At 66.1% G+C, this 22,948-nt stretch carries 25 protein-coding genes, 1 tRNA gene and 2 pseudogenes; 14 read left to right on the forward strand and 14 right to left on the reverse strand.

Annotated elements, in window-relative coordinates; genetic code table 11:
• Positions 1-81 (reverse strand): annotated as a pseudogene (locus tag U5914_RS16900) (IS6 family transposase); the annotation flags it as partial.
• Between the two features lie 98 nt (positions 82-179).
• On the opposite strand from U5914_RS16900, the gene U5914_RS14550 reads away from it, so the two are divergent.
• Both U5914_RS14550 and U5914_RS14555 read left to right on the forward strand, forming a co-directional pair.
• Complete coding sequence (locus tag U5914_RS14550) at positions 180-572, forward strand: DUF7344 domain-containing protein (RefSeq protein WP_336136477.1); 393 nt, start codon at positions 180-182, stop codon at positions 570-572.
• A gap of 2 nt (positions 573-574) precedes the next feature.
• Positions 575-1,276: a DICT sensory domain-containing protein gene (locus U5914_RS14555; protein ID WP_336136478.1), complete on the forward strand. Its 702-nt coding sequence runs from the start codon at positions 575-577 to the stop codon at positions 1,274-1,276.
• 38 nt (positions 1,277-1,314) lie between these two features.
• On the opposite strand, the gene hjc is transcribed toward U5914_RS14555, so the two are convergent.
• Positions 1,315-1,830 carry a Holliday junction resolvase Hjc gene (gene hjc, locus U5914_RS14560; RefSeq protein WP_336136479.1) on the reverse strand — a complete coding sequence of 172 codons (516 nt, stop codon included), beginning with the start codon at positions 1,828-1,830 and terminating at the stop codon, positions 1,315-1,317.
• Positions 1,831-1,884: 54 nt separating this feature from the next.
• The gene (locus U5914_RS14565) at positions 1,885-2,478 is read right to left on the reverse strand and encodes a riboflavin synthase (RefSeq protein WP_336136480.1); all 594 of its coding nucleotides are present in this window, start codon (positions 2,476-2,478) and stop codon (positions 1,885-1,887) included.
• An 88-nt stretch (positions 2,479-2,566) separates the two neighbouring features.
• On the opposite strand from U5914_RS14565, the gene U5914_RS14570 reads away from it, so the two are divergent.
• A complete protein-coding gene (locus tag U5914_RS14570; RefSeq protein ID WP_336136481.1) occupies positions 2,567-2,836 on the forward strand; it encodes a DUF7533 family protein in 270 nt (89 codons plus the stop codon).
• Positions 2,833-3,063: a DUF7533 family protein gene (locus U5914_RS14575; RefSeq protein WP_336136482.1), complete on the forward strand. Its 231-nt coding sequence runs from the start codon at positions 2,833-2,835 to the stop codon at positions 3,061-3,063. The genes U5914_RS14570 and U5914_RS14575 overlap by 4 nt, the downstream gene beginning before the upstream one ends.
• Positions 3,064-3,094: 31 nt before the next feature.
• Here U5914_RS14575 and U5914_RS14580 read toward each other — a convergent pair whose 3' ends face one another.
• Positions 3,095-4,279 (reverse strand): aspartate kinase, encoded by a 1,185-nt coding sequence (locus U5914_RS14580; protein WP_336136483.1) that lies wholly within the window; start codon positions 4,277-4,279, stop codon positions 3,095-3,097.
• Between the two features lie 196 nt (positions 4,280-4,475).
• Here U5914_RS14580 and U5914_RS14585 point away from each other — a divergent pair, with 196 nt between their 5' ends.
• Together U5914_RS14585 and U5914_RS14590 are read left to right on the forward strand one after the other, a co-directional pair.
• On the forward strand, positions 4,476-4,865 hold the full coding sequence (locus U5914_RS14585) for a hypothetical protein (RefSeq protein WP_336136484.1): 390 nt from the start codon (positions 4,476-4,478) through the stop codon (positions 4,863-4,865).
• A gap of 144 nt (positions 4,866-5,009) precedes the next feature.
• Positions 5,010-5,351 carry an SHOCT domain-containing protein gene (locus tag U5914_RS14590; RefSeq protein ID WP_336136485.1) on the forward strand — a complete coding sequence of 114 codons (342 nt, stop codon included), beginning with the start codon at positions 5,010-5,012 and terminating at the stop codon, positions 5,349-5,351.
• Between the two features lie 36 nt (positions 5,352-5,387).
• On the opposite strand, the gene U5914_RS14595 is transcribed toward U5914_RS14590, so the two are convergent.
• Both U5914_RS14595 and U5914_RS14600 read right to left on the reverse strand, forming a co-directional pair.
• Positions 5,388-5,837, reverse strand: a complete 450-nt coding sequence (locus tag U5914_RS14595; protein WP_336136486.1) for a universal stress protein — start codon at positions 5,835-5,837, stop codon at positions 5,388-5,390.
• A gap of 76 nt (positions 5,838-5,913) precedes the next feature.
• The gene (locus tag U5914_RS14600) at positions 5,914-6,501 is read right to left on the reverse strand and encodes a DUF7474 family protein (protein WP_336136487.1); all 588 of its coding nucleotides are present in this window, start codon (positions 6,499-6,501) and stop codon (positions 5,914-5,916) included.
• A gap of 758 nt (positions 6,502-7,259) precedes the next feature.
• On the opposite strand from U5914_RS14600, the gene priL reads away from it, so the two are divergent.
• Positions 7,260-8,315 (forward strand): DNA primase regulatory subunit PriL, encoded by a 1,056-nt coding sequence (priL, locus tag U5914_RS14605; RefSeq protein ID WP_336136488.1) that lies wholly within the window; start codon positions 7,260-7,262, stop codon positions 8,313-8,315.
• On the opposite strand, the gene U5914_RS14610 is transcribed toward priL, so the two are convergent.
• On the reverse strand, positions 8,312-8,509 hold the full coding sequence (locus U5914_RS14610) for a DUF7472 family protein (protein WP_336136489.1): 198 nt from the start codon (positions 8,507-8,509) through the stop codon (positions 8,312-8,314). The genes priL and U5914_RS14610 overlap by 4 nt on opposite strands.
• A 266-nt stretch (positions 8,510-8,775) precedes the next feature.
• Positions 8,776-9,435, reverse strand: coding sequence for a metallophosphoesterase family protein (locus tag U5914_RS14615; protein WP_336136490.1), 660 nt, complete (start codon positions 9,433-9,435; stop codon positions 8,776-8,778).
• Between the two features lie 168 nt (positions 9,436-9,603).
• Here U5914_RS14615 and U5914_RS14620 point away from each other — a divergent pair, with 168 nt between their 5' ends.
• Entirely contained in the window at positions 9,604-10,677 is a 1,074-nt protein-coding gene (locus tag U5914_RS14620; protein ID WP_336136491.1) for a PAS domain-containing sensor histidine kinase, read from the forward strand.
• Between the two features lie 20 nt (positions 10,678-10,697).
• Here the strand turns inward: U5914_RS14620 and U5914_RS14625 are convergent, their stop codons facing one another.
• On the reverse strand, positions 10,698-11,279 hold the full coding sequence (locus U5914_RS14625; RefSeq protein ID WP_336136492.1) for an IMP cyclohydrolase: 582 nt from the start codon (positions 11,277-11,279) through the stop codon (positions 10,698-10,700).
• Between the two features lie 120 nt (positions 11,280-11,399).
• Here U5914_RS14625 and U5914_RS14630 point away from each other — a divergent pair.
• From U5914_RS14630 to U5914_RS14645, 4 genes and pseudogenes are all read left to right on the forward strand, one after another.
• A pseudogene (locus U5914_RS14630) lies at positions 11,400-11,507 on the forward strand (hypothetical protein); the annotation flags it as partial.
• Between the two features lie 86 nt (positions 11,508-11,593).
• On the forward strand, positions 11,594-12,190 hold the full coding sequence (locus U5914_RS14635; RefSeq protein WP_336136601.1) for a hypothetical protein: 597 nt from the start codon (positions 11,594-11,596) through the stop codon (positions 12,188-12,190).
• A gap of 56 nt (positions 12,191-12,246) precedes the next feature.
• Positions 12,247-12,319, forward strand: a tRNA-Gln gene (locus U5914_RS14640).
• Between the two features lie 91 nt (positions 12,320-12,410).
• Positions 12,411-13,766: an outer membrane protein assembly factor BamB family protein gene (locus tag U5914_RS14645; RefSeq protein ID WP_336136493.1), complete on the forward strand. Its 1,356-nt coding sequence runs from the start codon at positions 12,411-12,413 to the stop codon at positions 13,764-13,766.
• A gap of 96 nt (positions 13,767-13,862) precedes the next feature.
• Here U5914_RS14645 and U5914_RS14650 read toward each other — a convergent pair whose 3' ends face one another.
• The 3 genes from U5914_RS14650 to U5914_RS14660 all read right to left on the reverse strand — a co-directional run bounded on the left by U5914_RS14650 (position 13,863) and on the right by U5914_RS14660 (position 17,712).
• Positions 13,863-14,639 carry an SDR family NAD(P)-dependent oxidoreductase gene (locus tag U5914_RS14650; protein ID WP_336136494.1) on the reverse strand — a complete coding sequence of 259 codons (777 nt, stop codon included), beginning with the start codon at positions 14,637-14,639 and terminating at the stop codon, positions 13,863-13,865.
• Positions 14,636-15,985 carry a histidinol dehydrogenase gene (hisD, locus tag U5914_RS14655; RefSeq protein WP_336136495.1) on the reverse strand — a complete coding sequence of 450 codons (1,350 nt, stop codon included), beginning with the start codon at positions 15,983-15,985 and terminating at the stop codon, positions 14,636-14,638. The genes U5914_RS14650 and hisD overlap by 4 nt, the downstream gene beginning before the upstream one ends.
• A gap of 98 nt (positions 15,986-16,083) precedes the next feature.
• A complete protein-coding gene (locus U5914_RS14660) occupies positions 16,084-17,712 on the reverse strand; it encodes a long-chain fatty acid--CoA ligase (protein WP_336136496.1) in 1,629 nt (542 codons plus the stop codon).
• Positions 17,713-17,816: 104 nt separating this feature from the next.
• On the opposite strand from U5914_RS14660, the gene U5914_RS14665 reads away from it, so the two are divergent.
• Positions 17,817-18,971, forward strand: coding sequence for a pyridoxal phosphate-dependent aminotransferase (locus tag U5914_RS14665; RefSeq protein WP_336136497.1), 1,155 nt, complete (start codon positions 17,817-17,819; stop codon positions 18,969-18,971).
• A 1-nt stretch (position 18,972) separates the two neighbouring features.
• On the opposite strand, the gene U5914_RS14670 is transcribed toward U5914_RS14665, so the two are convergent.
• Positions 18,973-19,380 carry a hypothetical protein gene (locus tag U5914_RS14670; RefSeq protein ID WP_336136498.1) on the reverse strand — a complete coding sequence of 136 codons (408 nt, stop codon included), beginning with the start codon at positions 19,378-19,380 and terminating at the stop codon, positions 18,973-18,975.
• 97 nt (positions 19,381-19,477) lie between these two features.
• On the opposite strand from U5914_RS14670, the gene U5914_RS14675 reads away from it, so the two are divergent.
• Positions 19,478-21,013, forward strand: a complete 1,536-nt coding sequence (locus U5914_RS14675; protein ID WP_336136499.1) for a glutamate-cysteine ligase family protein — start codon at positions 19,478-19,480, stop codon at positions 21,011-21,013.
• Between the two features lie 253 nt (positions 21,014-21,266).
• On the opposite strand, the gene U5914_RS14680 is transcribed toward U5914_RS14675, so the two are convergent.
• Positions 21,267-22,877 carry a DNA-directed DNA polymerase II small subunit gene (locus tag U5914_RS14680; protein ID WP_336136500.1) on the reverse strand — a complete coding sequence of 537 codons (1,611 nt, stop codon included), beginning with the start codon at positions 22,875-22,877 and terminating at the stop codon, positions 21,267-21,269.
• Between the last annotated feature and the right edge of the window lie 71 nt (positions 22,878-22,948).

Below are 22,948 nucleotides of genomic sequence, written 5' to 3' on the forward strand. Positions count from 1 at the left end.
CTCCTCGGGTGTCCGCTCGCGCTCAACAAACTCTAAGTCAATCCAACCGGTATCACCGTCGAGGCGGTCGATTTCGACCATAGATCACTCGAAACACCGGCCGCCTCACTCTTAACTTAACAGCGCCAAACAGCTGGTAAAAACATTTAAGAGTTTAAATTGGTAATTTTAATAGATAGATGGCGGGGAACGACAACGTGCGGGGGAGCCGTCAAGCGGCGAGGAGTGAAGGCACGCCACGGCTGTCCGACGACCGACTCTATCGAGCGCTCGCCTCCACACAGCGCCGTCGCCTGCTGTGTTTTCTGCTGGATACCGACGAGACCACGGTCGATGAACTCGCGACCGTTCTCACCGGCTGGACGGCGTCCGAGCGGGGGACGATGGGGACCGAGGAGGACCGCGAGCAGTTGGTCATGGCGCTCCGACACGTCCATCTGCCGCTCCTCACCGACGTCGGACTGGTGAACTACGACCGGAAGAGCGGCACCGTCGACATCGAGCCGCTCGTGCCGGACGTTTCCGAGCTCATCCGCGAAAGCGTCGACCCCGACCAGCCGCCCTCGGCCTGAAGATGCTCGACGCACTCATCGCCGAGGCCGAAGCGTCGAACCGCCAGTTGGTCGTCTACCGGCGGGACGAGGGGACGGACCTCGGCGAGTGGTTCGCCAATCACGGCGTCGAGGTCGAGTACCGACCGCTCCCGGCGACCGGCCCGGACCCGTTCGTCGTTATAAAGGAGGGCGGCGAGTTCGTGGGCGCGCTCGGGGTCGCCGAACTGACATGGCTGACCGAACCGCCCATCGCCCGTCCCGGCGATCGCGAGGGGCTCTCCGAGGGGTATCGCGTGCTCTTCGAGTTGCTCGACGAGACGGTGTACACCGCGATGGAGCGCCGCCAGCTACTGGCGGTCAGCCGCGAAATCGAGGACCGCGTCTACCGCACCGGGGCGGGAACCTTCCACGTGAGCTTTCAGACCCTCTCGACGTTCGAATCCCAACTCGAACCGTACCGGCGACTCGCGGCCGAGACGGACGTCGACGTGCACATCCACGGGCTGGCGGACTGGTCGCCCCCGGCGATACCGGGAATCACCTACCACGAGTACTCGGAGAGCCCCCTGAAACGGTACTGGGCTCTCGCCTTCGACGGTGGCGACGGACGAACACAGCCCTGTGGACTCGTCGCCCGGGAGGAGTCGGACGGCTACAGCGGGTTCTGGACCGACGACGCCGAGACGGTCGATGCGATTCTGACCGAACTCGCCGAGGGGTAGGGTCGACGCCCGCGCGTCTCGGGGACGCACTCGCCGGATTACAGCATCTCGGCGGCCTCGTCGACCGAGAGGTCGCCGCGCGAGAGCGCCTCCAGCACGTCCCGGTCGGGGCCGTCGTCGGATTCGACGGCCACCTCGTCGAGGGTGACCTTCTCGGAGTCGCCGACGAACTCCGGGAAGTCGGTGCCCTCCGCGAGGGCGGTTTCCTTCTTGACGCGGTAGTTGCCGCCGTCGGTCGTGTAGAGGTCGCCGGGATGGAAGAAATACCAGTCCTCGCGGTCGAAGCGGGCGGCGACGCGGGGCTTGGCGCCGAAGTTCTGCGAGAAGTAGACCAGCGCCTCGATCTCCTCGCCGGTCAGATAGATGGGGTCGCCGCTGGAGGACTTGGCTTCGATGGCGTAGAAGGTATCGCCGTCGCCGGCCAGCACGTCCGGGAGTTCCCGTTCGGTCGCGCTGCCGGAGGCGGGCGCGCGCATCACCGCGAAACCGGCCTCGTCGAGTTTGTTGACGAGTTCGCGCTCGCGGCGGTCCCCCTTCGCGTTCGAGTTCGACATTGGCGGACACTCGGGGATGGCCGGTCTTAAATGGGCCGACGGCAGTCGGGCGGATTACTCGCGGTAGCCCTCGGTGAGGCTCTCGACGTACTTCGCCACGACGTCGACCTCGAGGTGGACGGGGTCGCCGACCTTCTTGTCGGCCAGCGTCGTCAACTCGTAGGTCGCGGGGATGATGGCGACGGCGAAGTCCTCGTCGCCGAGGTCGGCGACGGTCAGCGAGATGCCGTCGACCGAGATAGAGCCTTTCTCGACGACGTACCGCTGGAGGTCCTCGGGCAGCGAGAAGGCGAACGTCCAGTCGTCCCCGAGCTGCTCGATTTCGGTCACCTCGCCGACGCCGTCGACGTGGCCCTGCACGAAGTGGCCGTCGAAGCGGCCGTCGGCGGGCAGCGCGCGTTCGAGGTTGACGGGGTCGCCGACCTCGACGGCGTCGAGATAGGTGCGTTCCAGCGTCTCCTCGGAGCAGAACAATTCGAAGCTCTCCTCGTCCCAGTCCTCGACCGTGAGGCAGGCACCGCTGACGGCGATGGACTGGCCGTGTTCGAGGTCGTGGGTGAACGACGCGGACACGCGGAGTCGGCGGCCTTCGGGGCCGTCCTCGACGGCGACGATCTCGCCGGTCTCCTCGACGATACCGGTGAACATACCCGCCGTAGGGTCGCCCCCGTCGAAAGGCTGTCGTCACGCGTCCGGAGCGGCGGGCTTTTCCCCGTTACCGGTCTATGGGCATCCAATGGGCCTCATCGACATCATCTCGCTGGCCGGGACGCTCGTCCTGGCGCTGCCCATCGGCATGCTCGGCGTGGAGTTCCTCGTCGGCGGCCGAACGGCGATGGGCGTCGGCTTCATCGCCATCGCCGGCGCGCTGGTCGTCGGCCAACACTACATCGGCGGGGTCTTCGACATCAAAGAGCGCGTCCTCGGGACGGCGGTCGACGCCGTCGTCATCGAGGAAGAGGAGGGACCGGCCGACGACGATGACGTTCCGGAGAACTACGAATGACCCTCGGCATCATCCGCTCGCTGCAACTCATCGGCACCCTGGTCGTCGCCGGGCCGATAGCGATGGTCGGCGTGTTCAACCTGCTGGACGGCCTCTATCCGCAGGCCGCCTTCTTCCTCGGGGCCGCCGTCGGGTTGGTCGCCGTCAGCGAGTACGTCTACACGCGCCTGACGGACAAGACGGTCGGGCGGGTCAAGCGCCTGAAGAACATCCGCGGCGGGAACTGACGGGGAAATCGACCCCATCAGCCGAAGTATATCACGTAACCTTCTGAATCTGCTTGAGCGCCGCTTCGCGGTCGTCCCAGTCGACGAAGACGGACACGGAGGTGGCGCTGGTGATGAGGTCCTGAATAGTGATGTGTTCCTCGCTGAGCGCGACGACGATGTCTTGGAGGATGCCGGACTGGGTAGGGAGTTCGCCGCCGGTGATGCGGATGACGGCGACGTCGTCGTCGACGGTGACACTGGAGAGTTCGTCGACGTCGATGACGGCCTGATGGAGGACGTTCTCGGCGCGTTCGGCGACCTCCTCGTCGACGTAGAAGGTGACCGAGTCCATGCCGCTGGAGACGGCGTCGATGTTGAGGTCGGAGTCGGCCATGGCATCCGAGAGGTCCGAGAGGACGCCGGGCGTGTTGCGGATGGCGCGGCCGGCGACGGTCAGGCAGGCCAGCGGCGTCTCCCGGAGGTCGATGAGGTTCTCGAACTGGCCCTCGATGGAGGTGCCGCCGGCCAGCAGGTCGCCGTGCTGGTAGTGGACGACCCGGACGCCCATCTCGGCGGTCTTGTACGAGAGGGCGGAGGGAGCGACGACCTCGGCGCCGCGGAAGGAGAGGTTGCGGAGTTCGTCGACGGTAATCTCGCCGACGTTTCGCGCGCCCTCGACGACGCGGGGGTCGCCGGTCATGACGCCCTCGACATCGGTGACGATGACGACCTCGTCGGCGTTCATGTAGTTGCCGAGCATGACCGCCGTCGTATCCGAGCCGCCGCGGCCCAGCGTCGTGACGTTGCCGGCGTGGTCCTGTGCGAGGAAGCCGGTGATGACGGGGACGTAGCCTTCGGCCGCCATGTCGGCGGCGAGTTGCTTGGCGCGGCGCTGGGTCTCCTCGACGTCGACCTCGCCGTGTTCGTCGGTGATGACCGGCCACTCGTCGGTGCCGGGTTCGAGGAACTTGGCGTCGATGCCGCGGGCCCCGAGGGCGGCTTTCAGCATCCGGACGGAGGTGCGTTCGCCCATCGAGACGATTTCGGCCTCGTCGGATTCGTCGGCCTCGAAGGTAATGGCGTCGAGCAGGAAGTCGGTGGTCGAGCCCATCGCGCTCGCGACGATGGCGACCTCGTGGCCGTCGTTGACCGCGTCGGCGATGGAGTCGGCAGCACGGTTGACCCGGTCGCCGTTGCCGAGGCTGGTGCCGCCGAACTTGGCGACTACGCGCATGCAATCACCCGCTGTACGGTGTGGTAGCTCATACCCGTCGGTTAACCAGTCCCGGGAGATAACCCTGTCCATCTGTGGCAACGTTGCCACGCCGCCGTTCTCCGGCGATTTTTGCAACCGACGGAAGCCACCCCGGAAAACGGCCGGCATCGAGTCCACGGGAACATTAATCCGTGAGAAAGTGATACCAACCCGCATGGACATACGGGACGCCGTCGAGGCCGACGCCGAGCGACTGGCGACCCTTACCGGCGCACCGACCGACGTGATGCGGAACCTCATCCACGACCGGACGGTTCGGGTCGCCGACGGTGAGGGGGTAGTCGAGGGGTTCGTCAGCTACGATGCGCGGGAGACGACCGTTCACGTCACCCAACTGGAGGGCGAACCGGACGTCTGTCGGCGCCTGCTGGAGGAGCCGACCCGTTTCGCCGACCGCGAGGGCATGGACGTCGAACTGCTGGTCCCGAACCACGACGAGACGACGAAGACGGCCCTCGAAGACGCCGACTTCGACGAATACGGCCCCGGCCCGCGGTTCGACGGCACGCAGACGACCCGATACCGGTGGCAACCGGACCGGTAACGGCGTCTCAAGCGGACGAACCTCGACGAACTTCGTTCTCCGAACGAAAAGCCGAGTTTCGATTTCGTATAGCAACCACAGGCCGACGGTTACGACGGATTCGTAGGGGAAACAGGCATCAGTATCCCCCTCGTAACATCGTGTATGAGCAACGACGACCAACTGCTACGACTCGTCCTCGTCATCGGTGCAGCGCTGTTGCTGCTACCGGTCGTGCTGATGCTGGTCATGATGCCGACGTTCGGCGGGATGCACACGGGAGCGTGGGACGGCGGGATGATGGGCACCGGCGGCTGGTGGCTGGTGTCGGGTCTCCTGCCGCTGGTCGTCGTCGCGGTGCTGGCCTACGCCGGCTATCGGGTACTCGCCGGCGGCGAGGAAACCGACCGAGCCATCGAGGAACTCCGGCAGGCCTACGCCCGCGGTGAATTGAGCGACGACGAATACGAAACCCGGATACAGCGGCTGAAAGAGGACGCGGAATAAGCCGCGGCCGCCACCGCGACCACCGCGGCGGCCCTTCTACTCTTCGACGGGCGTCTTGACGACGGTAACCGGCTGCTCGGACATCTGTGCGACCCGCTCGGCGACGCTGCCGAGCAGGCGCCGGTACTCGTCGGAGCGGTTCTTCGACCCGACGACTGTGAGGCCGATGTCGGCCTCATCGATGTATTTCAGGATTTCTTCGTGGGGGACACCGTGAGTGATGACCGTCTCGGTGTCGATGCCCGCCGCCTCGGCCTGTTCGGCGATAGCGATGACGGACTCCTCGCCCGCCTGTTCGAGCGCGGACTCCAGTCCCTCGAACTCGTGGACGTACTCGTCGCCGGGGTAGGAACTGTACGCCTCCGCGTCGACGACGTAGAGGACGTGCAACTCGGCACCGTAGCGCTCCGCAGCGTCGATGGCGTGTTCGACCGCGCGGTCGACGCCGGCGCTCATGTCCGTCGGTAACAGTATTCGGTCGTACATCACGTGAAACTACGACCAGTCGACTAATAGGTGCTGGGCCGATTCTCACGGGGTCGGACGCGGACGCCGGCTCCGGCTACAGGTGCCGGTCGATGACCGCCTTGGCGGCCTGAGCCTTCTCCTTCCAGCCGTAGCCCTGCTCGTAGACGTGCTTCTTCGAGTCGACCAACTCCTCGGGCGAGCCCTCCTCGAAGCCGCCGCGGTCCCACGTCCCCGACTCGTGGAGCCAATCGACGGTGTTCTCCCGGGCTTCCTCCCACGAGAGGCCGACCATTTCATAGAACGCGATTATCGCGAAGACAGAGTTATCGTGCGCGCCGGGAACACTACCCTTCTCGTAGATGGTCTTCAGCGGCTCGAAGGTCGGCTTCGAGACGCGTTCCTTGTACTCCTCGGGCGGCAGCAACTGGAGTTCGCCGTCCTCGTCGACGACGCGCTGGTCGCTTTCGAGACGCGAGAGGACGCGGGCGTGCAGGCCGCTCCAGCGGCCCGGGACGTCCTCGCGCAGGGCGTCCTCGTCGTCGTAGCTCCGGGCCGAGAGCGGGCCCAGGATGTCGGTGTAGGCCTTCTCGATGTGGGTTCGGTCGGTGCCCTCGAACTCACACCCCGGGTCGTGGAGGTTGCTCGTCGTCCGACACCCCGGACAGCGATACCTGAGACGCACGGATGTTGGTTCGCTGGACCCGCCTGAGTATAGACGTGTCGACTCTCCGGTTTGGATAACTGCTGTTTAAAAGGAACCGCGACCTCCGAAGCCCTCGGCCGGCGCTCTGACAACTACTCGAAAGGAGCCGCAATGACCTCCGAAGCCCTCGGCTGGCTGGCGGTCGCTCAGCGACATATCTGACGGACGTAGTTGCGTCAGATAGAGGCCGCTGAGACGACCACGCAAGCGCCACCCAGCCTCGCCCTTCGATTCCGCCAGGACAGCACCACGCCTGCCCTTCCCCGGGTCGGAGGGCCGGCCTTGCGGCCGACCCCTCCTCCCGGCCGGGTGTTTATTTATAAATGGCGCGCGCTGGCCGACCGCCGCGAACATCTCGTGAGCGGCGGTCGGACGGAGCCGCGCGAGGGACGACCGACTGAGCGAAGCGAAGGAGGGAGTCGGTTGGGGAGGTTCGTGGCTGCGGTTGCGGTCCTCGGCGGACTGAAAGGGCGAGGCCCGCGAGACGCGAACGGAGTGAGCGTCTCGACATGGCGAACGGGGAGCGAAGCGACCCGTGAGCCCGCTGGCGTTTATATAGTCGCTGAGCGGGCACTACTCGACCGAAGGGAGAGTATCCCGCTCAGCGACCGCCAGCGGGCCGAGGGCTTTCCGGCTGTTTGCGGTTGGGAAGTCGCCAAGAACCACTTATAAAACAACAAACACGCGAGAAAGTCCGGGTCGGTGCGTTTATCGGCACCGCCCGGATACGCGTGGGTATGGAGCGGCTCCACGCTCGCTATCCCTTCCTCGACGCCTCTCGCGATGCGGTTGAGGCCGCCGACGTCGACCTCGCCGCGCTCGTCCAGCGCGGCGGGCCGGCGGTCGAACGCGGCCACGAGCGCGTCCAGCGCGCGCTGTTGGAGGGAACCACGGAAGCCGAGGAGCCGCAACTCTGGAGCGACCGCGCGGAACTGCTCTCCTATCCGGTCGCGCGTGTCCTCGTCTCGCTGCTCGACGTGCCGGGTGCGACCGAGAAGTACGCCGCCGCCGAGGCCGCGACGGCCCGCGAGCGGTTCGTCGAGGACTTCGAGGCCGACATCGAACTCAAAAGCACCGCCGACCAGCGGCTGACGCTGGAGCGCCTGCTCGCCGATTTCGGCCTCTCGGGGCGCGTCGAACCGACCGGAAACGGCCGGTTCAGCGTCGAAGTGACGGCCTATCTCGAACTCGCCGGCGACCTCGACGACGACCGCTGGCGCCTCGCCGGCCGCCCGCTCGACGACGGCCGCGTCCCCGTCGCCCGCGCGGAACTGTACACCCTGCTCCGGGAGGCGATTCACCACCGAGTCGTCGAGGGCCTACCGCTGTCGGTGCCCGAACCCATCGGCGACCCGCTGAGCGACGAACTCGGCGCGATTCGGCGCAGCATCTCCGATATCGACCCGCCGATGGGCTTCGAGGCGGTCGTTCCCGGCCTCTTTCCGCCCTGCATGCGCGCGCTGTTGACCCGGGCCCGAGAGGGTGAGGCGCTGCCGGACCACTCGCGGTTCGCGCTCGTATCCTTCCTCGTCAGCGTCGGCCTCGACGGCGAGGAGGTCGTCGAGTTGTGTGACGTTACCGACGAGGCTGCCGGGACCGTTCGCGAGCAGGTCGAACGGCTCGACGACGAGGAGGGAAGCGCCCTGACCCCACCCTCCTGTGCCGTGATGGACGAGTACGGCGACTGCGTCGACACGGACGAGACCTGCGAGACGATTCAGCATCCGCTGTCCTACTACGGAAAGCGGCTCCAACAGGCGCCCGACGACCGGGTCACCGACTGGCGAGCCTAGTAGCGCCGCGAGAGGCCGAGGCCGACGACCGACATGAAGACGATGAAGAAGGCGATGCCGCCGACGAGGGCGAGGCCGCCGCTGCCGGTCAGCCCGTCGTTCGTATAGGCGGTCCCGATCCACATGATGACGCCCGCGAGCAACGCGACGCCCACGAACGCGACGGCGGCTTCGACGGCCGCATCCCGGTCCATGCTCGGGTTTGCGGTGGTATCGGGCAAAAGGGCTTCGAACCGAACTTTTTGCACGGCGCGGCTTCGCCGCGCCGGCAAAAACTTCGATGAAAAAGACACGTCGACTCTCCCTACGGTCGGCCCTTGGTCCCGCGCCTCCCTGCGGTCGGCGCGGTGTCGTTCGAAAGGCGCTACGCGCCTTTCGTGATGACGAAAGACGGCCATAGGCCGTCTTTCGAACCAAAACGCCTCGCTCCGCTCGGCGTATGCTCGCTCTTTTCTCTCCGCTACCGCCCTTTCCGCAGACGCTTCCCCGTATCCTTCGGGAGACCGGCATCCTGGATAGCCTCGATTACGCCCTCGATATCGTACTCGACGCGGCGTTCCTCGACGGTCAACTCGTCAAGGTCGACGACCGCATAGGCCGCGCGGGGGTCGCTATCCCGCGGTTGGCCGACGCTTCCCGGATTCATGACGACGCCCTCGTCGTAGGTCTCGTGGCCCTGAACGTGGGTGTGGCCCATCACCAGCACGTCCTCGTCGGCGAGCAGGTCCTCGGAAAACAGCCCCGGATACGTGTAGCGGTCGGGGTCGTCGGGATGGCCGTGTACGAGCTTCAGCCGGCCGTCGAAACAGGTGCGCTCCTCGGGCAGCGAGCCGAGCCACGACAGCTGGTCGTCGTCCAGTTCGTCGATGGCGTGGTGGACGCCGGCGTCGGCCATCCGATTGCCGGGGTAGCCGACCCCGTTGACGACCGCACGGTCGTGATTGCCCATTATCGTCGGGATGTCGCGGTCGCGCATCGCCTCGACGCAATCGCTCGGCCACGGATTGTACCCCACCACGTCGCCCGCACAGACCACGGCATCCACGTCGGGCATATCGTCGAGTACCTCACGGAGAGCGATTCGGTTGGCGTGGATATCAGAGATGACCCCGACTCGCATCGTCCGACAGTTCGACCCGACCGGGGATAAATGTCACCGCCATCCCACGACAGACCGGACATTCGTCTACATATAGATTAAACTTCTAAAGGAGTATGTACACTATCCTTTTTATTTGTGTGTAGATAAGCATTCAGACAGACACCGAAAGTGAGTTCAGAAGAACAAATGCACATCAACGAACACGACAGCGAGACGGAGTTGTTCCCGGTCGACGAACCCGAGGGATTGCGGCATCTCCTCGGACACATTCAGGACGCCGTCGTCGCCTTCGAACTCGTCGACGACGAACCGGTCGTCAGGAGCGTCAACGAATCGTTCGTAGAACTGTTCGGCTACGAGCGCAGCGAGGTGGTCGATACGCCGCTCAACGACCACATCGTCCCCGAGTGGCTCGCCGACGAGGCCGACACGCTCGATTCCCGGACCGCCTCGGGCACCATCAACTACCGGCGGGTCCAACGCCGCACGGCCGACGGCCTCCGGGAGTTCCTCTATCGCGGGATTCCCTATCCCTCCGAATCCTCGCGACTGGACGGCTTCGCGGTCTACACCGACCTGACCGAACTCAACCGGAAGGAACGCCAACTGCAGGTCGTCACCCGCGTCCTGCGGCACAACCTGCGGACCGAGGCCAACACCATCGAGGGCAACGCCACGCAGTTGCTGGAATCCCTCGACGGCGAACACGAGGACGCCGTCCGGACGGCGACGGTCATCGAAGGGCGCGCCGAGCGACTCCTCGGCTTGGCAAGCGATGCCGCCCAGATCGACGACGTGTTACAATCGCCCCGTTCGGACGCCGCGCCGCTGGACAGTGTACCCCTCGTCCGCGCCGCCGTCGAACAGTTCCGCACCGAGTATCCCGACACGACGCTCGACGTCGACCTCCCCGATTCGATGACCGTCTCGGCGATTCCGCGCCTCCAGTTGGCCATCGAGAACGTCGTCGAGAACGCCATCGAGCACAACCCCGCGGACGAACCGACCGTCCGCGTCCGCATCGAACCCAGCGAGAGCGGCCGGTGGGCCGACATCATCGTCGACGACGACGCGCCGCCGATTCCGCCGATGGAGCGCAACGTCGTCACCGGCGACGCCGACGTGACGCCGAAACACCACGGCAGCGGCCTCGGCCTCTGGCTCGTCAAGTGGATCGTCGACCGCTCGGGCGGCGAACTCGCCTTCGAGGACAGCGAGTTAGGCGGCAACAGCGTCCGCATCCGACTCCAGCGTGAGTAGGCTCGACTGCCGAATTTCGCCTACTCGCCGTTATAAAAGCCCGTCTCGAAGCCGTCGTCCGCGCGGGCGACCGCCGCCGCGCAGACCGGGTGTTCGAGGTCCCGGTCGTAGAGTTCGCGGGCCATCGCTCCGGGGTCGGTCGCATCGAGGTCGGTCGCCTCCGGGCGGTCCTTCTCGTAGGTGGCGACCAGCGTCGGCTCTTCGACGGCGTGGACGAGCATGGCGTCCCGGCGGACGATGCCGATGTAGCTCTCCTCGTCGCCGACGACGCCAGCGATGCGGGGCGTGTCGTAGTCGTCCTTCTCGTAATCCAGCGCGAGCAGGGGTTCGACCAAGGCGTCACGGGCCGGATAGCCGAGTTCTAGCTTTTCGGTGATGGGGTCGACCTGCGTGCCGTTGCCGATGACCGCCTGCTCGCCGTCTTCGGTCGTTCGCAGGCAGTTGTACGAGATGTAGGGGTTGTCCGTCTCTGGCGCGTCCGGCGTCGGCGCGACGGTCAGGGCCTCGTCCCGCTGGATGACCTGCCGGTTCGGGAACGACCGCGAGGAGACGCGATAGGCCGCGCGGTCCGGTGCGACGACGATGAAACGTCCGACGTACATGCGCGTCACTCTCGGCGGATTCCGTATGTCGGTGTCGGTTCCTGGCTGAGTGGTGTGATACCCGAACGACACTTCCGCTACGCGGCTCGGTTTTTATATTAGGGGCCGCCCAGCGAGGGTATGGCGACGCCGAAACCCGAATGCATTGACGCCCTTCGGGAGGCTACCGAACGTCTGGAGAAGTCGCCGACGAAAGCCGAATACGAAGCGTTGGGACTGACGCCTGCCTCGGCGACCATCATCCGCCAACTCGGTGGCTGGAACGCGGCGAAGGAGGCTGCCGGACTGAACATCGAGCCCTCGACGGGGCACGAGTGGGTGGGAAACCTGACGATGTCGAGATTCCAGACGGGACGGACTGGTCGGACCTCTCGGTCGACCAGCGGTGGCACTACCGGAACTGCGAGTGGAACGCCGAGCGGACTCGAAGGCGGCGGGCGAAGCTCCGCCAGTGGCTCAACGAATACAAGGCGGAACGCGGCTGTGTTCGGTGTGACGAAAGCGACCCCGCGTGTCTCGACTTCCACCACAGACAGCCCTCGGAAAAGGAGATGGACGTGGGGACGATGGTAACGCACGGATACGGCAAAGCGGCGCTTCGGGACGAAATCGAGGGCTGCGATGTGCTCTGTGCGAACTGTCATCGGCTGGCGCATCACACGCCACCGACCGAGGAACCGCGAACCTGGGTGTTCGAACGGAAACGGAACCGGGGCGGGTGTGTGATCTGCGGCGAGACCGACCCTGCTTGCCTCGATTTCCATCACGTCGGCGAGAAGGCCGACACCATCGCACGGTTGGTTGCGGATGACCGCCCGCGAGAGGTCATCGAAGCGGAGATGGACAAGTGCGAGCTACTGTGTGCGAACTGCCATCGGCGGGTGCATTTCGTGCCGCCAGGTGGGGAGTAGCGTCGGGCGAACACGACAATCATAAATAGTCCCGTGGCTTTCCTTCGTGTGCACGCAGTCCCGTAGTGTAGTGGCCAATCACGTGGGCTTCTGGGGCCCACAACGCTGGTTCGAATCCAGCCGGGACTATTCTTCCGAACGTTCACCACGTAGCCACGCGCTTCGCGAACCGCCTCGCCGACCACGATACATATATCCGCCGCGTCTGTACGAGTGGTCAATGTCCGGGTCGAACGACGGCAGGCGAATGGGTCGCACGACGAGCAGGCGCCGACTGCTGCGGCACCTCGGCGCCGCAGCGACCGTCGGCCTCGCCGGCTGTACCAGCCTGCCCGGCCGCGGCTACGACCGGGAGCAAGAGGCGTTCGACCCGAAATCGCTGCCCTATGACGAGACGTATCCGGACGACGACGGCGTGACGATGTTCCGGGAGGGGACGCGACGACTCGGCTACTATCCGGACGCGGTCGTCCCCGAATCCGTCGAGAGGGAGTGGTCGATGCCAATCAACGAAATCGGCCACACGGCGGCGAAGGCGAGTCCGCGGCCGACGCCGGACGGCGAGACGCTGATCATCCCGTCCGATACCGGGAAGGTCCACGCGGTGCGGCCCGACGGCGAACAGTTGTGGACCGTCGAGACCGGCGCAGCGAGGAGTCTCGGTATCCACGGGACGCCGCTCATCGTCGACGGAACGGCCTACATAAGCGGCTACGACGGCGCGATGTACGCCTTCGACGTGGCGACGGGCGAGCGGGTCTGGAAGACGTCCAACTGGCGGCTCCACGGCGCCATCGCCATCGGCTCGAGTCCGGTCTACTGGGACGGCGTCATCTACGTCGTCGCCGAGTACAACTACCCGTGGCAGGAGCCCTCGGGGACGGCGTGGGCGCTGGACGCCGAGACGGGCCGGCCGCTGTGGCACGACGACCGCCTGTGGGGGATGCCACACCCCTCCTTCGCCATCGACCCCGCGACCGAGCGCATCATCACCGGGTCGAACGACGGCGTCTGTTATTGCTGGGAGTTCCCCTCGCTGGATTTCGCCTGGGAGTTCCAGACGGGCGCCGAAATCAAGGGCACCATCCCGACCTACGAGGGCAAGGCCTTCGTCGGGTCGTGGGACGGCCACTTCTACTGTCTGAACCTCGAGGATGGCAGCGAGGAGTGGTCCTTCGAGACGGGGGAAATCATCATGTCGAATCCCGGCATCGACCCGGATTCGGACGTCATCTACGTCGGCAGTGACGACCGCCACGTCCACGCGCTGGATACGGACACCGGCGAGGAGTTGTGGTCCCGAGACGTCCACGGCCACGTCATCGGGTCGCTGTCGGTGACGTCCGACGCCGTGCTGGTCGGCTCCTACGATACCCACCTGTACGCACTGGAGAAGGACACCGGTGCCGTTCGCTGGCGGGTCCCGAACAACGGCCACGTGACCAGCGAAGCGGTGCCCCACGACGGCCGGATTTATTACGCGGAACGCGCCGACCTCAGCGGCTACTGGAGCGACGACGCCGAAACCGTCGTCGAGACGCCCGGCCACGCCTACTGTCTGGGTCCGGAATCGTAGTTTCCGGTTCCGCGCTCATACGGATTGTTGTAGTCGTTTACCGGCGAACGCCCGTGCGGTTCGGCGTTCGCCGGTAATTTGTTACAACAATCCGTATCAATACCAGATGGTGCCGGCGTCGACGTTGATATCCTGGGCGGTCACGTTACGCGCCTTGTCGCTCGCGAGATAGGAGACCATCTCGGAGACGTCTTCGGGTTCAGTCAGGCGCCCGAGGGCGGTGTCGCCGGTCAAGGCCTCCCGTTTGGCCTCCTCGAAGGAGAGCCCCCGCTGTTCGGCCTGCTTTTCGATGACGCGGTCGATGCGGTCCCCACGGACCCCACCCGGACAGATGGCGTTGACGGTCACGTCGTCCTCGCCGAGTTCGAACGCGAGCGTCCGCGTGACGCCGATGACGGCCATCTTCGAGGCCGCGTAGGGTGTCCGGCCCTCCAGCGGCCGTTTGCCGGTGATAGAGGAGATGTTGACGACGCTGCCGCGGTCGCTTTCTCGGAGGTGCGGCGACGCGTGCTTGACACACCGGAGGATGCCGGTCACGTTGACGTCCATCGTGTGCTCCCACTCGTCGACCGAGACGTCCTCGACGGGGGCCGTCGGACCAGCGATGCCCGCGTTGTTCACGAGACAGTCGAGGCCGCCGAACTCCTCGACGGTCTCGTCGATGGCCGCCTTGACCGACTCCTCGTCGGTCACGTCGGTTTCGACGGGCAGGGCGCGGGACTCGTCGTCGAATTCGGCGGCCGTGTCGTGGATGCCGTCGCTGCGGGCCGCCAGCGCGACGTTGGCGCCCTCGTCGGCGAGTTGCAGCGCGATGGCCCGGCCGAGGCCCTGACTCGCGCCGGTGACGAATGCGGTGGTGTCTTCGAGCGTCATCGTTCTTCCTCCCTGTCCTCCGCGAGGTCGACGCCGCCACCTGATTCGAGGTCGAGGTCACGAGCGAGGTCCCGCGAGTCCTCCGACCGGATGCGTTTCTCGGCGGATATCTGGTGGGCGTGGGTCCCCTCGATTTCGCAGATTTTCGCGGCCCACGGCGCGATGTCGTCGGCGCCTTCGGCAGTCAGTTCCTGATGGGTCAGCACCTTCAGGTAGGTGGTGACGTTGATGCCGCCGCTGTATTTGGCGACCTCCAGCGTCGGGAGGGTGTGATTGGTGCCGACGGCCTTGTCGCCGAAGACGACCGGCGCGTGGTGGCCGAGGAACAGCGACCCGTAGTTGTGGAGGTCCTCCAACAGCGCCCGCGGTTCGTCGGTCATCACCTGCAAGTGTTCGGGGGCGTAGTCGTTCGCGACGGCGGCCGCGGCATCGAGGTCGTCGGCGAGGATGACCTCGCCGTTTTCCTCCCAGCATTCCCCTGCGACCTCCTCGGTGCGGAGGGCCGGGAGTTGGTCGTGGACCGCCTCGACGGCCGCCTCGGCGATATCCCGGTCCGTCGCGACGAGGATGGCCCGCGAGCGCGGGTCGTGTTCGGCCTGTGCGAGCAGGTCCGTCGCGACGAGTTCGGGGTCGGCCGTTTCGTCGGCGAGTATCAGCACCTCGGTCGGCCCCGCGAGGAAGTCGATGCCGACGTGGCCGAACACCTGCCGCTTGGCCTCGATGACGTAGACGTTGCCCGGCCCGGTTATCTCGTCGACGCTGGGGATGGTCTCGGTCCCGTAGGCCATCGATGCGATGGCCTGTGCCCCGCCGGCAACGTATATCTCGTCGGCGCCGGCGGCGTCCATCGCGTACAGTTGGGCGGCCTGGACGGAGCCGTCCGGTTGGGGCGGCGCACACGCGACGACGGTGTCCACGCCGACGACGGTCGCCGGGACGATGGTCATCGCCGGCGCCGCGACCAGCGGCTTCCGGCCGCCGGGGACGTACACGCCGGCGCGTTCGACCGGCACCAGTCGCGTCCCGAGGGTGGTGCCCTCTCCGAACTCCTGCTCGAAACCGTCGAGATGCGAGAACTGCGCTTCGTGGAACTCGCGGACGTTCTCGATGGTGTTGTCTATCGCTCGCCGCTCCGCGTCCGTGAGCGACTCCGCGGCCGCGTCTATCTCGTCGTCGCTGACCCGGAGGGCGTCCCGTTCCACGCCGTCGAACTTTTCTGTGAGTTCGCGTACGCCCTCGTCGCCGCGCTCCCGGACCGTGTCGACGATGTCGCGAACGGACTCCGTGACGTCCTGTGGAATCTCGAGGGACGCGTCCGCCGCCGATTTCAGATATTCTGTGCTCATAGTTCCCAATCCTCGGTATCCGGGTTAAAAACTCGTGTCCCGGAACCGGCGTGTCGTCCGCGGCCCCGCTGGCACTGTCGGCCCCGCCGGTCCTTCCGCTACTGCTGGGCGCCCTCGTCGGCTTCGAGGACCACGTCGAACCGCTCGCGAAGCGTCTTCTTGTCGAACTTCCCGGTCGAAGTCTTCGGAATCTCGTCGACGAACTCGTAGACGTCGGGAAGCCACCACGAGGGGAACGTTTCGGCGAGATGGTCGTTGAGTTCGTCCTCGGTGAGGTCGGCGTCCCCCTTCGGAACCACGACGGCCATCGGCCGTTCCTGCCAGCGCTCGTGGTCGACCGCGATGACCGATGCCTCGCTGACGCCCTCGTGGGCGATGAGGTCGTTTTCGAGTTGCACCGAGGAAATCCACTCCCCGCCGGACTTGATGACGTCCTTGTCGCGGTCGACGACGTCGATGTACCCCATCTCGTCGCGGGTGGCGATGTCGCCGGTTCGCAGGTAGCCGTCGTCGGTGAAACTCTCCGCGTTCTCCTCGGGGCGGTCGTGGTAGTGGTCGGTCACCCACGGGCTTCGGACCTGGAGTTCGCCCATCGTCTCGCCGTCGTGGGTGACCTCCTCGCCGTCGTCGTCGACGACGCGGGTTTTCATCCCGGGGACGGGCAGGCCCGCCTTCGCGCGGTAGGCGTACTGCTCGTCGGGCGGCAGGTCCATGGCCTCCTTCCGGAGCGTACTGAGCGTGCCCAGCGGCGAGGTTTCGGTCATCCCCCACCCCTGGATGATGGGCGCGTCGTACTCCTCGTCGTACTTCCGGATGAGCGACTCCGGCGGTGCCGACCCGCCGACCGTCAACCGGTCGATGTTGGAAATGTCGACCTCGGGGTTCTCGTCGAGGAACTCGGCCATCTCCAGCCAGATGGTCGGGACCGCCGCCGAGATGGTCACCCCTTCGTCGGCTATCAGGCGGGCGATGGACTCGGGGTCGGTGTGGACCGAGGGGAAGACCTGTTTCGCGCCGGCGAACGTCGCCGCGTAGGGCAGCCCCCAGCCGTTGGCGTGGAACATCGGCACGACCGGCAGGACGACGTCGCGCTCGCCGATGCCGTTGGCGTCGACGTGGCCGCACATGATGCTGTGGAGGTACATCCCCCGGTGGGAGTAGGGGACGCCCTTCGGGAGCCCCGTCGTCCCCGAGGTGTGACACATGCCGTATTCGGCGTCCTCGTCGATATCTGGCCACTCGTAGGTCGTCGGCTGGTCGCCGATGAACGACTCGTAATCGGTCACCGGGTCGAGACTCGTCTCCGGCACCTCGTCGTCGAGGACGACGTACTGTTCGACGGTGTCGAGGTCGGCGGCGTTCGCTTCGACCTTCCCGACGAGTCCGGGGTCGACGAAGACGATTCGGTCTTCGGCGTCGTCGACCGTGTGAACGAAGTGGTGGTCGGGCAGCCGCATGTTGCACATGTGAATCGACCGCCCCGAACACGCCGGTCCGAAGTAGAGTTCGAAGTGTCGATAGTGGTTCGTCGCCACGACGCCGACCCGGTCGCCGTCGTCGAGCCCGAACTCGTCGAGTGCGCCGGCGAGTTGGCAAATCCGGTCGTAGGCGTCGGCGTACGTGTACCGGTGGACGCTCCCGTCGGGCATCTTCGTCACCAGTTCCCGGTCGGGAAAGAGGTCGACCGCTCGTTCGAGGACATTGTCAAGCGTTAACTGTACACTCATCATGGTCGTCTGCGATATCCTGACACAGTCCCTTATGCGTTGTGTCGGGACCACCCAACTCGCGTATCCGAGTAGCCTTACCCTCACGCGCCGTAGCCTCGGTCATGCACGAACCAACGGCCCGCGTCAGGCGAGCGAACCGCTCGCAGATACGGGTGATGTTCGACCTCGCGGAGTCCGTCGACCGCGACCTCGTCCGCCTCGAAGTCGGCGAACCGGATTTCGACACGCCGGACCACGTCGTCGAAGCGGCCGCGGAGGCGGCCCGCGAGGGCGCGACCCACTACACGTCGAACGCGGGCCTGCCGGAGTGTCGCCGGGCTATCAGCGACGCGATGGCCAGCGACTACGGCGTCGAACACGACATCGACGAAATCGTCGTCACCGTCGGCGGGATGGAGGCGCTGCATCTGGCAGTGCTTTCGACGGTCGGACCGGGGGAGGAGTTGCTGTATCCCGGGCCGGCGTGGCCGAACTACGAGACGCAGGCATTCCTCGCTGAAGGCGAACCGGTCGAGGTCACGATGGCCGTCGAGGAGGGCTACGACCTCGACGCGGACCGCCTCATCGAAGCGATGGGCCCGGAGACGGGCGCCGTAATTCTGACCACGCCCTCGAACCCGACGGGGCGGGTCTTCGACCCCGAACCGATTCGGGCCGTCGTGGAGGCCGCGGCGGACTACGGAACCTACGTCATCGCCGACGAGGTGTACGCGGGGTTGACCTACGACCGGGAACCCCGTGGCATCGCGGCACTGACGGACCATCCCGACCACGTGCTGACGGTCGGGTCCTGTTCGAAGACCTACGCGATGACGGGGTGGCGCCTCGGCTGGCTGGCCGGCGACCGGCCGGTCATCGATGAGGTGACCAAGGTCCGCGAATCGACGACGGCCTGTGCATCGAGCATCTCACAACACGCCGCCATCGCGGCGCTGACCGGACCGCAGGAACCCTTCGAGGAGATGTACGAGGCCTTCGAGCGCCGGCGGGATTACGTCGCCGACCGCCTCGGTTCGATGGACGGCGTCTCGGCACCGCGACCCGAGGGGGCCTTCTACGCGTTTCTCGACTACGACGCCGACGCGGAGGCGCTGCCGTTCGCGAAGTACCTTTTAAAAGAACACGGCGTCGTGCTGGCGCCCGGAAGCGGCTTCGGAAAGGCGGGCGAGGGGCGGCTCCGACTGTCCTTTGCCAACTCGATGGACCGCCTCGAAGAGGGGCTGGACCGACTGGCGGCCGGCGTCGCGGAATACTAGTTCAGCCGTCCTCGGCGACGGTCTCCAGCACGGTCGTCCGTTCATCGAAGTAGGCGGGTGCGTCCCGTTCGGACTCGAAGTCGACGATGCGGGCGAGGGCGCTTTCGGGGTCGGCGCCCTCGATGTCGGCCGCGAGGTCGAGGTAGTCCGCGGCGAGGTCCTGAAAGGCGGCCATCCGCGCTCGCTTGGCCTCGACGATGGCCTGCTTCTCTTCGAGAGAGTCGCCTTCGGTTTCGATATCGCCGATATCCTCGGGGGCGTCTTCGAGGCGCTCTCGGAGGTCCTCGATGTCCTCGTCGATTTCGTCCAGTAGCTCGTCGGCCTCCGCACCGATAGTTTCGGCGCGGCCCGACAACAGGCCCGCCTGGGTCTTGCAGTAGTCGACCAGTTCGTCGGTCGTCTCGGTCACGGTTCGAGTTGGAACTCGGACGGCAAGGCCTTTCGCCCCGATGGCGTTGCTCGCGGAAGCCACACGTTTCAAACCCTAGCCGCACTCAGGGAGCGATATGTCTGCCTCAGAACTCGCGGCGCAGGTCAGGGCGGCACTGGAGGTCGACCGCGAGAAGTTCGCGTCGCGGGTCGACAGCGAGGTCGAGGCGTTGCGCGAGGAAATCGAGGACGGAACCTTCGACAACCCCCAAGCCATCGTCGGCCTCGAATACGAGTTCTACGCGGTCGACGACGAGACGGACGCCCTCATGCGCGTCCCCCGTCGCCTGCTGGAGTACATCGGCTTCGAGAAGGAACTCGGCCTCCACAACGCCGAACTGTCGACGGCGCCCCAGCCACTCTCTCGGTACGGCCTCCGCGCACAGGAAGCGGAGGTGCAGGCCAAACTCGACGCCGCCGAAACCGAGGTCAAACGCGAGGGCATCGCCTTAGTCAGCGACGGGATGTGGACGGTACCGCCCATCGGCGAGACGGCCGGCGAGTACCTGACCGACAGCATCGAGGAGGACGGCATCCGGATGGCGACGAACATGTCGGCCTCCACGCGGTACCACGCGATGGCGAACACCGAGTACGCCGCCGAACTCCAGCTCGACGCCCCGCACGTCTCGCTTGCGGCGGATACGGTGATGCCCGAGAGCCTCATCACCTCCATCCAGCCGCACTACCAGATGGCTCACGCCCACGACCTGCCCGAGCGGTTCCGCTATGCGCTCCGCATCGCCGGCCCCCTGCTCGGCGTCGCGGTCAACAGCCCCTTCTTCCCGCCGGACCTCTACGACGCCGAACCCGAGGCGGTCCTCGAGGAGACGTGGATGGAGAACCGCGTCCCCGTCTTCGAGTCGGTGCTCAACCCCGCCGACAGCGAGAAGGTGACCTTCCCCGAGGACATCGAGGACGTCGACGAAGCACTGGAGCGCATTGCCGCCGATGAGACGGTCGTGCCCACCGTGATGGAGACGGGCCACCGCTTCGACGACCAGTTCGCCCACTTCCGGCACAAACACGGCACCTTCTGGCGGTGGGTCCGGCCGGTCTTCGACGGGCCGACGCGGCAGAGCGCCAACGCGCGCATCGAGTTCCGCCCCCTGCCCGGCCAGCCGACGGTTCGGGACACCGTCTCCCTGCTGGCGGTCTTCGCGGGCCTGCTCGAGAGCCTGCCGCGCCGCGAGCACCCCCTCTACGACCTCCCGTGGGAAGCCGCCGAGGAGAACTTCTATGCGGCCGTTCGCGATGGGCTCGACGCCGACTTCCGCTGGATTACCGCCGCCGGCGAGGAGACGACCGACACCGAGGAGATATACGCCGAACTGTTCGAGATCGCACGCGACGGCCTCGAACTGCGCGGACTGGACGCCGAGGAGGCCAACCGCTACATCCAGCCGCTCCGCGAGCGGGTCGACCGCCGTGTGACGCCCGCGAGTTGGAAGCACCGACTGGTCGCCGAGGCGGTCGGCCGCGGCGAACCCTTCGCACAGGCCGTCTGGGGGATGCAGGCCGAATACATCGACAAACAGTCCGACACGCTCATCGAAGGGACGTTCATCGACTGGCTTCCGCAGGCAGAGGCGAGCGCAGGGAACGAGGACTGAGGTCTGTGGGCGTAGGTAACCTTAAAAAAGGCTGAAGATAGCATCCGCCGAGCGGGGCGTCCGAAGGTCGCCCCCGAGGCGGTTCCCGGCGCCGACCGGAGGGAGGCGCCGTAGCGCGCGACGACTAACGCGAAACCGAGCGAAGCGAGGTTTCGCGGCACGGAGGAGCGCGCGCATATTTTCCCCACGTTTTTGTCGCGGAGGCGGGTCCGGCGCCTACGCGCGCCGGACCGCCGGAGCGTACAAAAAGTGGCTAACTGAATTTATGAACCGTCATATCCAGCGTATCGAGGTCGAGGACGGGCGCGAAGCCGGCGTCGGGGTCGATGTTGACGGATTTCTGAAAGTCGGTCTGGGCCTGCCAGCAGCCGGAGTTGACCGCCAGCACGTTCCGGTATTTCCCCCAGCCGAGTTTGTGGACGTGGCCGGTATGGAAGACATCGGGGACCTCGTCCATGACGAGGTAGTCCTTCTCCTCGGGGGCCAGTCGGGTGTGGCCGCCGAACTGCGGGGCGACGTGGCGCTTCTTGAGGAGCTGGTACATCGCCTTGTGAGGGTCGTCGTAGCTGGCTTTGTCCTCGGGGAGTTCGGCGATGACCTCGTCCAGCGAGACGCCGTGGTACATCATGACCGAGACGCCTTCCAGCGTGACGACGGAGGGGTTCGAGACGATACGGGCGTCGTGGGCGGTCATGATATCGCGCAACTCCTCGTCGAAGCCGGGTTGGGGCTCCGCGAGGCGGACGGCATCGTGGTTGCCGGGAATCATGACGATCTCCATGTCGCCGGGGACCTCCTTGAGGTACTCCGAGAAGCGTTCGTACTGGTCGAAGATGTCGACGATGTCGAGTTCCTCGTCCTGGTCGGGGTAGACGCCGACGCCCTCGACCATGTCGCCGGCGATGAGGAGGTACTCGATGCGTTCGGCTTCGGGCGTGTGGAGCCAGTCGGTAAAGCGGGTCCACGCGTCGGCCATGAACTCCTGTGAGCCGACGTGGACGTCGCTGATGAGGGCGGCTTGGACGTGGCGGTCGGCCGTCGAGGGCTCGTAGGTCCGGGGGATGTCGGGGAAGTAGAGGTCGTCGACGAACATGATGGAGCCGTCGTCGGAGAGCGTCCCGTCGACGGCGATGACCTCGTCGTAGAGGAGTTCGTCGACGAGGCCGGCAATCGCCTTGTCCTTCATGACGAGACAGGGGTAGACGCCGGTGGTGTCCTCCAGTTCGATGAGCCAGTGGCCGGAGGCAGTCGAGCGGATGTCCGAGACCATGCCGACCATGCCGGCGTCGCCGCCGCCGGGGCTGGCTTCCAGTTGGGAGGCGTTGCGGTGGTTGACCCGACCGCGCAACTTCCCGGCGAGGCGTTCGTAGCGGTCCCGGAACGTCGCGACGAAGTCGTCGTACTCGCCGGTCCCGGTCGAGCGACCGGTCATGTCGTTGGCGATGTCGAGGTCGCGCTTGGAGGGGTCGACGTCCCGACCGCCCGAAGACCCCTTCGTTTCGACTGGAGCTCCCGCCGCCATGTCACCTGATTCAGTCGACTCGCCTCCAGTCGAAATAGAGGGGTCTGATGCGGGCGAGGAGTCGGCGACTGCACCGCCGCCGGCCCCTGTTTCCGCTGGCGCGGCAGCGGCGGTGTCGTCGGATGAAATCGGGTCCCGGCGACCGCGCGGTTCGCCGTCGAGGGCGTCCTCGATGTCGGCCGCGGTGAGTTTCAGTGCGTCGTCGGGCGTCGCCTCAACGGCGAGGACGAGCGCCTGTTCGGGGCGCTCGGCGCTCGCGAGGAGCGTAATCGCCTCGCGGTCGGCGGTGTAGCCGTGGCTCGCCAGTTCCCGTGCGATGCGAGCCGGCTCCTCCTGAGGCACGTCGGAGACGTCGCCGCCACCGGCCAAAAGCATAGCGGACCCAGAACGTTCAAACCCGCCGGGACGCTACG

The sequence above is a fragment of the Natronomonas amylolytica genome (assembly GCF_037031205.1).
In the GTDB taxonomy this organism is placed as follows: domain Archaea; phylum Halobacteriota; class Halobacteria; order Halobacteriales; family Haloarculaceae; genus Natronomonas; species Natronomonas amylolytica.